Here is a 16107-nt window from a genome sequence, read left to right as displayed (position 1 = left end):
CCGCGCGAACACCGGGAACCGGTCGTACAGCTCCCGGCCCATGCCCACGCGCTGCGAACCCTGGCCCGGGAACACGAACACCGTCCTGCCCTCGGCAGCGGAGCCGACGATCGCCGAGGAGGCCGCCGTCTCCCCGTCGGCCAGGGTCCGCAGCCTGCTCAGGGCCTCGTCCCGCGAGCCGACGAGGATCACGGCCCGCTCGGGGTGGACCGCCCGTTGGGAGACCAGCGCTCCGGCGACGGTGGTCAGCGGGGCGCTGGTGGTGGCGACGAAGTCCGCCAGCCGCCCGGCCTGTCCGGCGAGAGCGCCGGCGTTCCGCGCCGAGAGCAGCACCGGCAGCGGCACCGGACCGTCGACCACGGTCACCTGCTCGGCGGCGGGTTCCTCCGGCGCCTGCTCCAGGATCACATGGGCGTTGGTGCCGCTGACGCCGAAGCCGGAGACGCCGGCGCGGCGCGGCCGGTCCAGGTGCGGCCACTCGCGGGGCTCGGTGAGCAGCCGTACGGCGCCCGCGTCCCAGTCGACGCGGGGGGACGGTTCGTCGACGTGCAGGGTGGCCGGGAGTACGCCGTGGCGCATGGCCTGGATCATCTTGATCACGCCGGCGACGCCGGCGGCGGCCTGGGTGTGGCCGATGTTCGACTTCAACGAGCCGAGCCACAGCGGCTCTTCGCGGTTCTGGCCGTAGGTGGCGAGCAGGGCCTGGGCCTCGATGGGGTCGCCGAGGACCGTGCCGGTGCCGTGGCCCTCCACCGCGTCGACGTCCTCCGGGGTGAGCCCCGCGGCGGCGAGCGCCTTGCGGATCACCCGCTGCTGCGAGGGGCCGTTCGGGGCGGTCAGGCCGTTGGACGCGCCGTCCTGGTTGACCGCTGTGCCGCGCACGACGGCCAGCACCCGGTGGCCCTTGCGCTGGGCCTCCGAGAGACGCTCCAGGACGACGACGCCCGCGCCCTCGGCCCAGCCCGTGCCGTCGGCGGCCGACGAGTACGCCTTGCAGCGGCCGTCGGCGGCGAGGCCCCGCTGCCGGGAGAAGTCGATGAACAGACCGGGTGTGGCCATGACGGTGGCACCGCCCGCCAGGGCCATCGTGCACTCGCCGCGCCGCAGGGCCTGCACGGCGAGGTGAATGGCGACCAGGGAGGAGGAGCAGGCCGTGTCGAGGGTGACCGCCGGGCCCTCGAAACCGAACACGTAGGAGATGCGGCCGGACGCCACGCTGGAGGCGGCGCCGGTGCCGGTGAAGCCCTCCAGTTCGGGCGGGACGCTGCCGGCGGCGAAGTAGTCCACGCCCATGATGCCGTTGAAGACGCCGACGTCGGTGCCCTTGAGGGTCGCCGGGTCGATACCGGCCCGCTCCAGCGCCTCCCAGGAGGTCTCCAGCAGCAGCCGCTGCTGGGGGTCCATCGCCAGCGCCTCACGCGGCGAGATCCCGAAGAACTCGGCGTCGAACCGGCCTGCGCCCTGCAGGAATCCGCCCTGGTCCACGTAGGAGGTGCCGGTCTTCTCGGGATCGGCGTCCAGCAGGGAGTCCAGGTCCCAGCCGCGGTCGTCCGGGAAGCCCGACACTCCGTCGCGGCCCTCGGAGACCAGCTCCCAGAGGTCTTCCGGCGTGGTGACCCCGCCGGGCAGCCTGCACGCCATGCCGACGATCGCGATCGGCTCGCGTGACGCGCTCAGCAGCTGCTGGTTGCGCTTCTTCAGCGTGCCGACCTCTTCCAGCGACTTCCGCAGCGCCTCGACGAGCTTCTCGTAGGAAGCACTCACTTTCCCTGCCCCAATCTGTCGTGTGCCGCGTCAGCTTTCGAGGGACTCGCTGTCGCCGAGCGCGAGGTGTACGAGGTCGTCGACGTCCAGGTCGGCCAGCGCACCCCGCGCGGTGTCCGGTTCGTCGGGCGCGGGTGCGCCGGGTTCCAGCGCGGCCAGTTCGACCAGCGCGTCCAGCAGTCCGGCCTCCCGGAACCGCTCCAGCGGGAGGGCGAGCAGCGCGTGCCGCAGCCGTTCCTCGTCGGCCTCCGCCGCCGGTCGCTGCCCGGCGCCCTCGGGAAGGAGTTCGCCGTGCAGGTGACGGGCCAGTGCGAGCGGGGTCGGATAGTCGAAGACCACCGTGGCGGAGAGGTTGACGCCGGTCGCGGCGCGCAGCCGGTTGCGCAGTTCCACGGAGGTGAGGGAGTCGAATCCGGCGTCCTTGAACGCCGTCTCGGCTCCGACGCCGTCCGCTCCGGTGTGGCCGAGGACGCCGGCCACATGGCCGCGGACGACGTCCAGCAGCACGGCTTGCTGCCGGTCGCGGTCCAGTCCGGCGAGCCTGCGCAGCAGGCCGTCGCCGCCGTCGCCCGCGGCGGGGCGCGCCGACTGCCGTCCGGCTCGGACCAGTTGGCGCAGCAGGGGCGGCACTCCGGCGCCCGTGGCGGCTTCGGCGCGTACGGCCCTGAGGTCCAGTTTGACCGGGACGAGCAGCGTGTCGTCGCCGGCCAGGGCCGAGTCGAGGAGGGCCAGGCCCTCCTGCGGGGCGAGCGGCAGGATGCCGCCGCGCCGGTTGCCGCGGGTGCGGGCCGCCGCTTCCGTGCCGGTGGTCATCCCGGTGGTCTGCTCCCAGGGCCCCCAGGCCAGGGACAGCGCCGGCAGGCCGGCCGCCCGGCGCTCGGACATCGCCGCGTCCAGCCAGGCGTTGGCGGCCGCGTAGTTGCCCTGGCCGGCCGAGCCGAACAGGCCGGACGCGGAGGAGAAGACGGCGAACGTCCTCAGGTCCAGGGTGCGGGTCAGCTCGTCCAGGTGCCGTACGGCCGTGACCTTCGGCGCGAAGACGTGGCGGAGACGCTCGCGGTCGAGTGTGCCGATCACGCCGTCGTCCAGGACGCCGGCGGTGTGCAGGACGGCGGTCAGCGGCTGCTCCTCGGGCACCGAGTCCAGGAGGGCGGCCACGGCCGCACGGTCGGCGATGTCGCAGGCCGCCACCCGTACGGTCGTCGCCCCGAGGGCCGTCAGCTCCGTCGCCAGGTCCCGCGCGCCCTCGGCGTCGGGGCCGCGGCGGCTCGCCAGGAGCAGGTGGCGGACGCCGTGCCGCTCGACCAGGTGCCGGGCCAGCAGGGCACCCAGCGAGCCGGTGCCGCCGGTGACGAGGACGGTGCCGTCCGGGTCCCAGCCCGCGGGCTCCGTGGCGGGGGCCGCCCGTACCAGGCGTGGTGCGCGGACGGTCGTGCCCCGCACGGCGAGCTGTGGTTCGCCGGCCGTCTGAGCGGTCGTGAGGAGGGCGGCGAGGGACTCGTCGTCGAGCTGGGGGGCGTCGGTGTCGACGAGGACGATCCGGTCGGGGTTCTCCGCCTGGGCGGCTCGCACGAGCCCCCACACGGCCGCCCCCGCCGGGTCGGTCAGGGCCTCCTCGCCGGTGGCGGCCACCGCTCCCCGGGTCACGACGACCAGCCGGGACTCCGCGAACCGTTCCTCGGCCAGCCATGCCTGCAGGACGTCCAGCACCCGGGACGTGCGGTCCAGGGCGTCGTCGGCACCGTCGGCCGGTACCGCCAGCACCGCCGGCGTGGTGTCCCCGCCGGCCGGACCGGCGAGCTGGGCGGCGGTCTCGATCCGCGCCCAGACGGGCGTCGGGGCGCCCGCGCGGGCGGGCACGGGCAGGTCGGTCCACTCCACGCGGAACAGCGCGTCCGCGCCGGGCGCCCCGGCCGCCGCCTCCAGCTGTTCCGCGCTGACCTCGCGGAACACCAGGGACTCGGTCGTCAGCACCGGCTCGCCGGTCTCGTCGGCGGCCTGCACCGACACCGCGTCGGGTCCGGACGGCGCCACCCGCACGCGCAGCGCCGAGGCTCCCGCCGCGTGCAACGCCAGCCGGTTCCAGGCGAACGGCAGGACCGTGCGCGGTCCCGCGCCGGGAGCGGGCTGCTCGGCCGGGGCGACGAACCCGTTGGCGTGCAGGGCGGCATCCAGCAGGGCGGGGTGGATGCCGAACCGGGCCGCCTCCTCGCGCTGCCCGTCCGGCAGGGCGATCTCGGCGTACACCTCGCCGCCGCGCCGCCATACGGCCCGCAGTCCCTGGAACACCGGGCCGTACGTGTACCCCTTGTCGATGAGACCGGAGTAGAAGGCGTCGACGTCCACCTCGACCCGCTCGGCTCCGGCCGGCGGCCAGGCGGTGAAGTCGAAGGTGCCGCCGGTCGAGGGCACCGTGCCGGTGAGGGTGCCGGTGGCGTGCCGCGTCCAGGACCCGGCGCCGATCTCACCGGCCGTGTCTTCCCGGGCCGAGTAGACCGACACCGTCCGCAGCCCGTTGCCGTCGGGGCCGCCGACGGCGACCTGGACCCGGACGCCGTCGTGCTCGGGCACGACCAGCGGGGCCTCGATGACGAGTTCGTCCAGCACTCCGCAGCCGACCTCGTCACCGGCCCGGACGGCCAGTTCGACCAACCCGGTACCGGGAACCAGCACCACACCGCCGACAGCGTGGTCGGCCAGCCAGGGATGCGTACGCAGCGACAGCCGGGACGTGCACAGCACACCACCGGTCTCCGGTACCTCCACCACCGCGCCGAGCAGCGGGTGATCGGCCGTGCTCTGCCCGAGCGCGGCGGCGTCGGTCGCGGGGGCCATGTGGAGCCAGTAGTGGCGGTGGTCGAAGGCGTACGTCGGCAGGTCCACGTGGGTCTCGGTGGCACCCTCGGGGAGGACCGCCGCCCAGTCCACCTTCGCACCACGCACGAACAGCTCCGCCACGGACAGCAGGAGCGTCTGCACCTCACCCCGCTCGTCACGCAACGCCGGGACACTGAGCGCGTCCGCGTCCGCCGACTCCGCTATCGCACCGGTCAACGCACCCCCCGGGCCCAGCTCCAGGAACACCGATCCGCCCGAGGCACTGATGCCCTCGGCGAAGCGGACCGGGCGGCGGACGTGGTCCACCCAGTACGACGGATCCGTCAACCGACCCGGCTCGGCGAGCTGCCCGGTCACGTTCGACACGACCGGGACGGTCGGCTCGTTCCACGTCAGCCGCGACAACACCTCGGCGAACTCCGCCAGCATCGGCTCCATCAACGCCGAGTGGAACGCATGGGAGACCGTGAGCCGCTTGACCCGACGGCCCCGCTCACGCAACTTCTCCGCCACCGCCAGCACCGCGCTCTCAGCACCGGAGAGAACGACCGAACCGGGAGCGTTCACCGCCGCCAGGTCCACACCCTCACCCAAGTGCTCGGTGATCTCCTCCTCCGCCGCGGCCACCGCCACCATCGCGCCACCCGACGGCAACGCCTGCATCAACCGGCCCCGCGCGGCCACCAACGCCGCCGCATCCTCCAGCGACAACACACCCGCCACATACGCGGCGACAACCTCACCGATGGAATGCCCCGCGACCACATCCGGCCGCACACCCCACGACTCCACCAGCCGGAAGAGAGCGGACTCCACCGCGAACAGCCCGGCCTGTGTGAACACCGTCTGGTCCAGCAGGCCCTCACCGGCTCCGAAGATCACATCCTTGACCGAGTGATCCACCTTGCCGGCCAGCTCCGCGTCCAGCGCTGCGCACGCCTCGTCCAGCGCCCGCGCGAACACCGGGAACCGGTCGTACAGCTCCCGGCCCATGCCAACGCGCTGCGAACCCTGGCCCGGGAACACGAACACCGTCCTGCCCTCGGTGTCCGCCCCCGTGACCACCACCGGCGAGGACTCACCCGCGGCCACCGCCGCAAGCCCCGCCACCGCCTCCGCACGCGAACCCGCCACCACCACGGCCCGCTCGGACAACCCCGCACGCCGGGACACCAACGCCCCCGCAACCGCCGCCAACGACACCTCACCATCGGCGACGAACGAGCCCAACCGAGACGCCTGACCCGCCAGAGCACCAGCACTACGCGCCGAGACGACCAACGGCACCACACCACCGTCCGGCACCACCGGCACCACCGACACCTCAGCCGACTCCTCCGGAGCCTGCTCCAGGATCACGTGCGCGTTGGTACCGCTGACACCGAACCCGGACACACCCACCCGGCGCGGCCGGTCGACCTCCGGCCAGTCACGGGCCTCCGTCAGCAGTTCGACCGCTCCGGCCGACCAGTCGACCTGGGACGTCGGGCTGTCGACGTGCAGGGTGGCGGGGAGTACGCCGTGCTGCATGGCCTGGACCATCTTGATCACACCGGCCACGCCCGCGGCCATCTGGGTGTGGCCGATGTTCGACTTCAACGAGCCCAGCAGAAGCGGCTGTTCGCGGTCCTTGCCGTAGGTGGCGAGGAGGGCCTGGGCCTCGATCGGGTCGCCGAGGACCGTGCCGGTGCCGTGGCCCTCCACCGCGTCCACGTCGACGGGCTTCAGGCCGGCGTTCGCGAGGGCCTTGCGGATCACCCGCTGCTGCGAGGGGCCGTTCGGGGCCGTCAGGCCGTTCGAGGCGCCGTCCTGGTTGACCGCGCTGCCCCGCACCACCGCCAGCACCCGGTGGCCCTTGCGCCGGGCCTCCGAGAGACGCTCCAGGACGACGACGCCCGCGCCCTCGGCCCAGCCCGTGCCGTCGGCCGAGTCCGCGTACGACTTGCAGCGCCCGTCCGATGCCAGCCCCCGCTGCCGCGAGAACTCGACGAAGGTGCCCGGGGTGGCCATCACGGTCGCGCCGCCGGCGAGGGCCATGGAGCACTCGCCGCTCCGCAGGGCCTGCGCGGCGAGGTGGATGGCGACCAGGGACGAGGAGCAGGCCGTGTCGACGGTGACCGCCGGGCCCTCGAAGCCGAACACGTAGGCGACGCGGCCGGAGGCGACGCTGCCCATGCCTCCGGTGCCGGTGAAGCCCTCCAGCTCGGGCGGGACCGGGCCGGAGGTGCCGTAGCCCTGGCCCATCAGGCCGGAGAACACGCCGACGTCCGTGCCCTTGAGTGCGAGGGGATCGATGCCCGCCCGCTCCAGTGCCTCCCAGGAGGTCTCCAGCAGCAGCCGCTGTTGCGGGTCCATCGCCAGCGCCTCACGGGGCGAGATCCCGAAGAAGGCCGCGTCGAAGAGAGCGGCGTCGTACAGGAAGCCGCCCTGGCTCACGTACGACGTGCCGGCCTGGCCGGGGTCGTCGCTGAAGAAGCCGCTGAGGTCCCAGCCCCGGTCGTCGGGGAAGCCGGACATCGCGTCCCGGCCCTGGAACACCAGCTGCCACAGTTCTTCCGGGCTGTTGACACCGCCCGGCAGCCGGCACGCCATGCCGACGATCGCGATCGGCTCGTCCGGATCGGCGAGCGTCACCGCCGTGACGGGCTCCGGGGCGGTCGCCACGGTCTCCCCCAGCTCGCCGTGCAGATGGCGGGCGAGGGAGAGGGGGTTCGGGTGGTCGAAGACGACGGTGGCGGCCAGTTTGAGGCCGGTCGCCTCGCGGAGGCGGTTGCGCAGCTCGACCGAGGTCAGCGAGTCGAACCCGGAATCCCGGAACGCGGTCTCCTGCTTGACGCCCTCCGGGCCGGCGTGGCCGAGCACGGTCGCCGCGTGCGTCCGGACCAGGTCCAGCAGCAGCGCCTCCTGCTCCGCGGCGCCCAGGCCGGCCAGCCGGTCCGCGAGGCCTCCTCCGCTGTCGCCGGCCGCGGCGCGCACGGTCTGCCGCCCGGTGCGGACCAGGGCGCGCAGGAGGGTGGGGATGGCCCGGCCGGCACCGGCGTCGGTGCGGAGTTGACGCAGGTCCAGTTTGGCCGGGACGAGCAGTGCCTCGCCGGTGCGCAGGGCCCCGTCGAAGAGTGCCATGCCCTCGTCGGGGTTCATGGGGAGCACACCGCCTCGCCGGTTCATCCGGCTGCGGGTGAGGTCGTCCATGCCGGCCGCCATACCGCCGGCGGCCTGGTCCCACAGGCCCCAGGCGAGCGAGGTGGCGGGCAGGCCGTCGGCCCGGCGCTGGTGGGCCACCGCGTCCAGGAAGGCGTTGGCCGCCGCGTAGCTGCCGGTACCCGCGCCGAGGAAGACGGAGGAGACGGAGGAGAAGACGACGAACGCGGCCAGTTCGGGGGCGAGTTCGCGGGTCAGTTCGTCCAGGTGCCGGACCGCGGTGACCTTCGGCGCGAACACCTGGGCGACCTGCTCGGGCCGGAGTGTGCCGATCACTCCGGCGTCGGCGATGCCCGCGGTGTGCACGACTGCCGTCAGCGGCCGTCCGTCCCGGCGCGTCTCGGTCAGCAGGGCGGCGACCGCGTCGCGGTCCGTGACGTCGCAGGCCGTCACCGTGACCTCGGAAGCGCCGAGTTCGGCGAGTTCCGCCACCAACTCGGCTGCCCCGGGCGCGGCTTGGCCACGGCGGCTGGTCAGTACGAGGTGGCGTATGCCGTGCCGGGCGACGAGGTGCCGGGCCAGCAGTCCGCCGAGCGAGCCGGTACCGCCGGTGATCAGGACCGTGCCCTCCGGGTCCAGTGTCACCGGCGCCTTCGGCGGCGTCGCCCCGTTCCGGCCGGAGCCGGCCGCGGTGGCTCGGGTGAGCCGGGGAAGGTACAACGTCCCGTCGCGCAGGGCGAGTTCGGGTTCCGCTTCGGTCGAAGCCCGGCTCAGGTGGCGGTCGAGGGTGTCGTCGGTGCCCTGGTCCGGGCCGGGTCCCTCGCCGAGCCGGAGCACCTGACCGAGATCGAGGGCGGGGTCGAGGTCGAGCAGCACGATCCGGTCGGGGTTCTCGGACTGCGCGGCCCTGATCAGACCCCACACCGCGCCGCCCGCGGGATCGGGCAGCGCGCCGTCGGCGCCGGCCGGCACCGCGCCCTGAGTGGCCACGACCAGCCGGGTGGGTTCCAGGGCGGGGGCGGCCAGCCAGGTCTGCACGGCCGCCAGCACCCGGTTCGTCAGGGCCAGCGCGGGGTCGTCCGCATCCCGCTCGTGGGACGCGGAGGCCTCCAGCACGATCAGCGCGGGCGGAGCGGCTGCCGTGGCCGCGCTCTCGGCGAGGGCGGTGACGTCGGCTGCGGTCCGCACGGTGGTCCAGGCCGGCGGCGCCTCCGGTGTCGCGTCGGGCCCGGGCAGCGCGGTCCAGTCGACGCGGAACAGCGAGTCGTCGCTCGGCGTGCCCGCCGCGCTCTCCAGTTGGTCGGCGGAGAGTGGCCGGGGCTCCACGGTCTCCGCACGCAGCACCAGCCCCCCGGCCTGGTCCACCGCCTCCAGGGCGAGGGCGTCCGGGCCGTGCGGTGTGATCCGCACGCGCAGTGCCGTGGCGCCGACGGCGTGCAGCGTGAGGCCGTGCCAGGTCGGGTACTGCCACACCCGGGAGCCGCCGTCGGCCACGGCCGCGTCCAGCAGTGCCGGGTGGAGGGCGGCGTCCAGGAGCACCGGGTGAAGACCGAACCGTCCGGCCTCCTCGCGTTCGTCCTCGGGTACGGCGACCTCGGCGAGGATTTCCGTGCCGTGCCGCCAGAGTCCGCGCACGGCCTGGAAGAGGGGACCGTACGCATGGCCGCGCCGGCCCAGGCCGGTGTACAGCGCCTCCACGTCGACACGCTGGGCCCCGGCGGGGGGCCAGGCGCCGAAGTCGCCTCGCGGGGTCTCGCCCGGCTTGGGCGTCGCCGTCAGGACACCGGTGGCGTGCCGGGCCCAGGCCTCCGCCCCGCTCACCTCGGTGGCGTCCTCGCGCGTGGAGTACACGGTGACGGTACGGCTGCCGCTCTCGTCGGCGCCGCCGACGGCGACCTGGACGCGCACTCCGCCCTGTTCCGGCAGCACCAGCGGGGCGGCGAGGTCGAGTTCGTCGACGGTTCCGCAGCCGACCTCGTCACCGGCCCGCACGGCCAGCTCGACCAGGGCCGCGGCGGGGACGAGAACCACTCCGCCGACGGTGTGGTCGGCCAGCCAGGGGTGCGTGCGCAGGGAGATCCGAGAGGTGCACAACACCCCTCCGGTCTCCGGGACTTCCACCACGGCGCCGATCAGGGGATGGTCCGTGGGCGCCTGTCCGAGGGCGGTCGCGTCGGTCGCCCCGTTCAGCCGGAGCCAGTAGTGGCGGTGGTCGAAGGCGTACGTGGGAAGGTCCACATGGGTGTCCCCCGCGCCCTCGGGCAGCACGCCCGCCCAGTCGACGGTGACGCCCCGGACGAACACCTCGGCCATCGACGTCAACAGCCGCCGCAGCCCGCCCTCCTCACGACGCAGCGAGCCACCGACGACCGCCTCGGACTCCGCCTCGTCCACGATCTCGTTGATCGGCTGGACGAGGACGGGGTGGGCACTGGACTCGATGAAGACCGTGTGACCCTCGGCCAGAAGCGCGGCAACGGCCGGTCCGAAGCGGACCTGACCACGCAGGTTGCGGTACCAGTAACCACCATCGAGCACGCCCGCCTCACGCACCCACTCACCGGTCACCGTCGAGAAGAACGGCACCACCGGAGCCTGACTACGGATCTCCGTGAACGCCTCCGCCAACGCCCCCTCGATCGCCTCCACATGACGCGTGTGGGAGGCGTAGTCCACCGCGACCCGACGCACCCGTACACCGTCGGCCTCCAGCGCCGCCAACGCCTCGTCCAACGCCTCCGCATCACCCGCGACCACGACCGACGACGGCCCGTTGACCGCGGCGACCTCGACGCGCCCCTCCCAGGCGGCGATCCGCTCGGCCGCCTCGGCCTCGGACAACGCCACCGACGCCATACCACCCCGGCCCGCCAACTCACCGGCGATCACCTGACTACGGACCGCCACGATCCGCGCCGCGTCCTCCAGGGACAGCGCCCCGGCCACACACGCGGCCGCGATCTCACCCTGCGAGTGACCCACCACCGCGTCCGGTACGACGCCCACGGACGCCCAGAGAGCGGCCACGCCGATCATCACCGCGAAACTCGCCGGCTGCACCACGTCGACCCGGCCCATCAGGTCGGCGTCACCACGCAGGACGGCCTTCAGATCCCACTCCACCCACGGCTCCAGGGCCCGGGCGCACTCCTCGATCCGCTCCGCGAACACGGGCGAGGACTCCAGCAGCTCCCGGCCCATCCCCAGCCACTGCGAACCCTGACCGGGGAAGACCAGCACCGTCCGCCCGGCGGACTGCACGGCGCCGGTCACCACGGCGGGGCTGTTCTCACCGTTCGCCAGGGCGCCCAGGCCGGTCAGTGCCTCCTCACGGGTCCCGGCGACGATCACGGCCCGTTCGGAGAGCAGGGCCCGCCGGGAGACGAGCGCGCCCGCGATCTGGGCGAGCGGTGCCTCGCTGTCGCCGGCGAACGCGGCGAGACGACCGGCTTGGCCCGCCAGCGCCCCTTCGGAAGCCGCCGACACCACCAGCGGAACCACGCCGTCGGCCGGGGTCACCGGTTCCGCGGCCGGCTCCTCCGAAGGCTCTTCCAGGATGAGGTGGGCGTTGGTGCCGCTGACGCCGAAGGAGGAGACACCGGCCCGGCGCGGACGGCCGGTCCGGGGCCACTCCCGTTCCTCGGTCAGCAGCTCGATCGCCCCGGCCGACCAGTCGACCTGGGAGGAGGGGGTGTCGACGTGCAGCGTGGCCGGGAGTACGCCGTGCCGCATCGCCTGGATCATCTTGATGACGCCGGCGACACCGGCGGCGGCCTGCGTGTGTCCGATGTTCGACTTCAACGAACCGAGCCACAGCGGGCGTTCGCGGTCCTGGCCGTAGGTGGCGAGCAGTGCCTGCGCTTCGATCGGGTCGCCGAGGACGGTGCCGGTGCCGTGGCCCTCCACCACGTCCACGTCCGCCGGGGTCAGCCCCGCCTCGGCCAGCGCCTTGCGGATCACCCGCTGCTGCGAGGGGCCGTTCGGGGCCGTCAGGCCGTTCGACGCGCCGTCCTGGTTGACGGCGGACGCACGGACGACGGCGAGCACTCGGTGGCCGTTGCGACGGGCGTCGGACAGGCGTTCCAGGGCGACCACACCCGCGCCCTCGGCCCAGCCGGTGCCGTCGGCCGCGTCCGCGTACGACTTGCAGCGGCCGTCGGTGGCCAGCGCCCGCTGCCGCGAGAACTGCATGAACATGCCTGGGCCGGCCATGACGGTGGCGCCGCCGGCCAGGGCCATGGAGCACTCCCCGCGACGCAGGGCCTGCGCCGCGAGGTGCATGGCGACGAGGGAGGACGAGCAGGCGGTGTCCACGGTCACCGCGGGGCCCTCGAAGCCGAAGACGTAGGAGATACGGCCCGAGGCCACGCTTCCGGTGGTGCCGGTGCCGGTGAAGCCCTCCAGCTCCGGTGGCACCGGGCCGCCGGTCGCGTACCCCTCGTTGATGACGCCCACGAAGACACCCACGTCGGAGCCCTTGAGCGACGTCGTGTCGATACCGGCCCGCTCCAGCGCCTCCCATGACATTTCGAGGAGCAGCCGCTGCTGCGGGTCCATGGCCACCGCCTCGCGCGGTGAGATGCCGAAGAGACCCGGGTCGAACAGGGCCGCCTCGTGGAGGAAGCCGCCCTGGTCGACGTAGGACTTCCCCGTCTTGTCGGGGTCGGCGTCGAACAGCTCCTCCAGGTCCCAGCCCCGGTCGGTGGGGAACTCGGAGATGCCGTCCCCGCGTTCGTGGACGAGCCGCCACAGGTCGTCGGGGCCGGTCACCCCGCCGGGCAGCCGGCACGCCATGCCCACGATCGCGATCGGCTCCGCCTTCTCGGCCTCAAGTTCACGGACGCGTTGCTGGGAGCGGCGCGCGTCGGCGAGAACGCGCTTGAGGTAGTCGCGAAGCTTGCTTTCATCCGCCATTGCGGGTCAGCTCCTAGTGGGGCTAAGGCGTCAGGTGCACTGCGGGGCGGGCGTGGACAAAGTGGTGCGTGCGGGTGGTGCCGGGCTGACCGGCCGGTGGCTAGTGGCCGAACTCGGTGTCGATGAGTTCGAAGAGTTCGTCGTCGGAGGCGGAATCGAAGTCGAGGCCCTCCTCGGCGTCCTGCTCGGCGCCGCCCGCCGTGGACCAGGTGGTCAGCAGGCCCTGGAGCCGGGTGGCGACCTGGGTGCGGGTGGCGTCGTCGGTAGCCGTCTCGGCCAGCAGTGATTCCAGTTTGCTGAGTTCGGCGAGCAGGGGGTGCGTGGCCGGGGTGGTCTCGTCGCCCGGGGCCAGCCGCTGGTGCAGGTAGTGGGCCAGGGCGAGAGGGGTCGGATAGTCGAAGACGGCGGTGGCCGGCAGGTTGAGACCGGTGGTCTCGCGGAGCCGGTTGCGCAGCTCGACGGAGGTGAGGGAGTCGAACCCGGCGTCCTTGAACGCCGTTCCGGCCCTGACCTGGTCCGCGCCGGTGTGCCCGAGGACGGTCGCCACCTGGCCCTGTACGAGTTGCAGCAGCAGGGTCTCCTGCTCGGCCGGGGGCAGCGTGACCAGCCGGCGCGCGAGTCCGCCGGAGTCTCCGGCACCGGCTCGGGCGGCCTTCCGGCCGGTCCGCACCAGGCTCCGGAACAGGGGCGCGACACCGGCGCCCAGCGCGGCGTCGGCGCGCAGCGCCCGCAGGTCCAGTTTGACGGGCACCACCAGCGCTTCGCCGGCCGGCAGGGCCGCGTCGAGCAGTTCCATGCCCGCCGCGGGAGTGAGCGGTACGACGCCCCCTCGGCGGCCGGTCCGGCCGGCCGCCGTACCGGTGGCCGCGTCCTGACCGCCGACCGGTTCCCATGGGCCCCAGGCCAGCGAGACGGCGGGCAGACCGGCCGCCCGGCGCTGATGGGCCACCGCGTCGAGGTAGGCGTTGGCCGCGGCGTACCCGCCGGTGCCCGCGCCGAGGAAGACGGAGGAGGCGGAGGACAGCAGGATGAAAGCGGACAGGTTCGGGGCGAGTTCCCGCGTCAGCTCGTCCAGGTGCCGTACGCCGGTGACCTTCGGGGCGAAGACCCGGGCCATCCGGTCCTGGTCCACCTCGCCGATCACCCCGGCGTCGAAGACGCGTGCCGCGTGCACGACACCGGTCAGCGGGTGTGCGTCCGGCACGGCGGCCAGGAGCCCCGCGACCGCGTCCCGATCGGTGACGTCGCACGCCACCACCGACACGGCGGCGCCCAGTGCGCCGAGTTCCTCGACCAGTTGGGCCGCGCCCTCGGTCTCCGGGCCGCGTCGGCTCGCCAGGAGCAGATGGCGGACGCCGTGCCGCTCCACCAGGTGCCGGGCGACCTCGGCGCCCAGCGTGCCGGTGCCGCCGGTGATGAGCACGGTGCCCGCGGGATCCAGCACCGGCTCCGCCGAACCGGCCGGGACGACCCGCGCCAACCGCGGCACGAACAACGCCCCGCCCCGCACGGCCACCTGCGGCTCACCACTGGCCAGCACACGCCCCAGCTCCGAACCACCGACGATACCGGTGCCGTTACCACTGCCCGTCCCGGCGTCGATGCCGGTGTCGGCCCCGGCCTGGGTGTCGGTGTCGATGCCTGTGCCGGTGTCGGTGTCGGTGTCGGTGTCGGTGTCGGTGTCGGTGTCGACGAGGACGATCCGGTCCGGGTTCTCCGCCTGCGCGGCCCGCACCAGCCCCCACACGGCCGCACCACCCGGATCGGTCACCGTCGCGTCACCCCCGGCCGGCACCGCCCCCCGCGTCACCACGACCAGCCGGCCGTCCTCCGCGTCCTCCTCCGCGAGCCACGCCTGCACGGACCCCAGCACCCGACCCACCAACGCCACCGGCGACTCGTCATCCCCGCCGGAACACGCCTCCACCACCGTCACCGACGGCGCCACGACCCCACCGGACACACCAGACACACCAGACACAGCGGGCGCAGCAGACGAGGAAGCCAGCTCGCTCCACTCCACCCGGAACAACGCGTCGTCCGCGCCGGTGCCGGCCGTCGTCGCCAGCTGCTCGGCCGAGACCGGTCGCAGAGTCACGGCCTCCGCGGTCACGACCGTGCCACCGGTCTCGTCGGCGGCCTGGACGGCCAAGGCGCCGGAGGCGGACCGTGCCAGGCGCACGCGCAGTACGGTGGCGCCTTCCGCGTGCAGCGTCAGCCTGCTCCACTCCGACGGCTGCTGGATCTGGGCGTCGTCGGCCGCCGCGACCTCCAGCAACGCCGGACGCAGGGCCGCCTCCAGGAGTGCCGGGTGGATGCCGAACCGGGCCGCCGCGTCCCGCTGCCCGTCCGGCAGCGCGACCTCGGCGAACAGTTCGTCGCCGCGCCGCCACACAGCCCGCGGCCCCGGGAAGACCGGTCCGTACTCGTAGCCGCTCCGGAGCAGCCGCTCGTCCGCACCGGAGAGGTCCTCCGCCTGCGCGCCGGACGGGGGCCAGGCGGTGAAGTCGAAGCTGTCGGTCGCATCGACCGTGCCGGTGAGGCTGCCGGTGGCGTGCCGGGTCCACGCGTCGGCGCCGATCTCGCCGACGGCGTCCTCTCGCGCGGAGTGAACGGCCACCGGACGGCGGCCCTCCGCGTCGGCAGCCTCGACCGTGATCTGCACCCGCACACCGCCCTGTTCGGGCACGACCAGCGGAGCCTCGATCACCAGCTCGTCCACGACTCCGCAGCCGACCTCGTCACCGGCCCGGACGGCCAGTTCGACCAGGCCGGCACCGGGTACGACGACCGCTCCGCCCAGGGTGTGATCGGCCAGCCAGGGGTGCGTGCGCAGGGAGAGCCGGGAGGTGAAGACCAGCCCGTCCGACTGCGGAAGCTGGACCACCGCGCCGAGCAGCGGGTGATCGGCCGTGCTCTGCCCGAGCGCGGCGGCGTCGGTCGCGGGGGCCATGTGGAGCCAGTAGTGGCGGTGGTCGAAGGCGTACGTCGGCAGGTCCACGTGGGTCTCGGTGGCACCCTCGGGGAGGACCGCCGCCCAGTCCACCTTCGCACCACGCACGAACAGCTCCGCCACGGACAGCAGGAGCGTCTGCACCTCACCCCGCTCATCACGCAACGCCGGAACGCTGAGCGCATCCTGCTCCGCCGACTCCGCTATCGCACCGGTCAACGCACCACCCGGACCCAGCTCCAGGAACACCGATCCGCCCGAGGCACTGATCCCCTCGGCGAAGCGGACCGGGCGGCGGACGTGGTCCACCCAGTACGACGGATCCGTCAACCGACCCGGCTCGACGAGCTGCCCGGTCACGTTCGACACGACGGAAATCGTCGGCTCGCTCCACGTCAGCCCCGACAACACCTCGGCGAACTCCGCCAGCATCGGCTCCATCAACGCCGAGTGGAACGCATGGGAGACCGTGAGCCGCTTGACCCGACGGCCCCGCT

3 protein-coding genes are annotated in these 16107 nt (G+C 73.8%); all 3 read right to left on the bottom strand.

Annotation, left to right across the window (positions count from 1 at the left end; all coding sequences use genetic code 11):
* Window positions 1-1764, bottom strand: a 1764-nt coding sequence (locus ACZ7KF_RS41225; protein ID WP_471087761.1) for a type I polyketide synthase, incomplete at its 3' end; no start/stop codon positions are given.
* A 30-nt stretch (window positions 1765-1794) separates the two neighbouring features.
* Window positions 1795-12657, bottom strand: coding sequence for a type I polyketide synthase (locus tag ACZ7KF_RS41220; RefSeq protein WP_471087758.1), 10863 nt, complete (start codon window positions 12655-12657; stop codon window positions 1795-1797).
* Between the two features lie 100 nt (window positions 12658-12757).
* A partial coding sequence (locus ACZ7KF_RS41215; RefSeq protein WP_471087755.1) for a type I polyketide synthase occupies window positions 12758-16107 on the bottom strand: 3350 nt, incomplete at its 5' end.

The sequence above is a fragment of the Streptomyces sp. NPDC038200 genome (genome assembly GCF_055600785.1).
Note: the sequence above shows the minus strand (reverse complement) of the source record. Positions and strands in the feature narration are given on the sequence as shown.

Excerpts from the sequence above, each read along its gene's own strand:
- ACZ7KF_RS41220 (WP_471087758.1), bottom strand. The coding sequence starts at position 12,657 with ATGGCGGATGAAAGCAAGCTTCGCGACTACCTCAAGCGCGTTCTCGCC.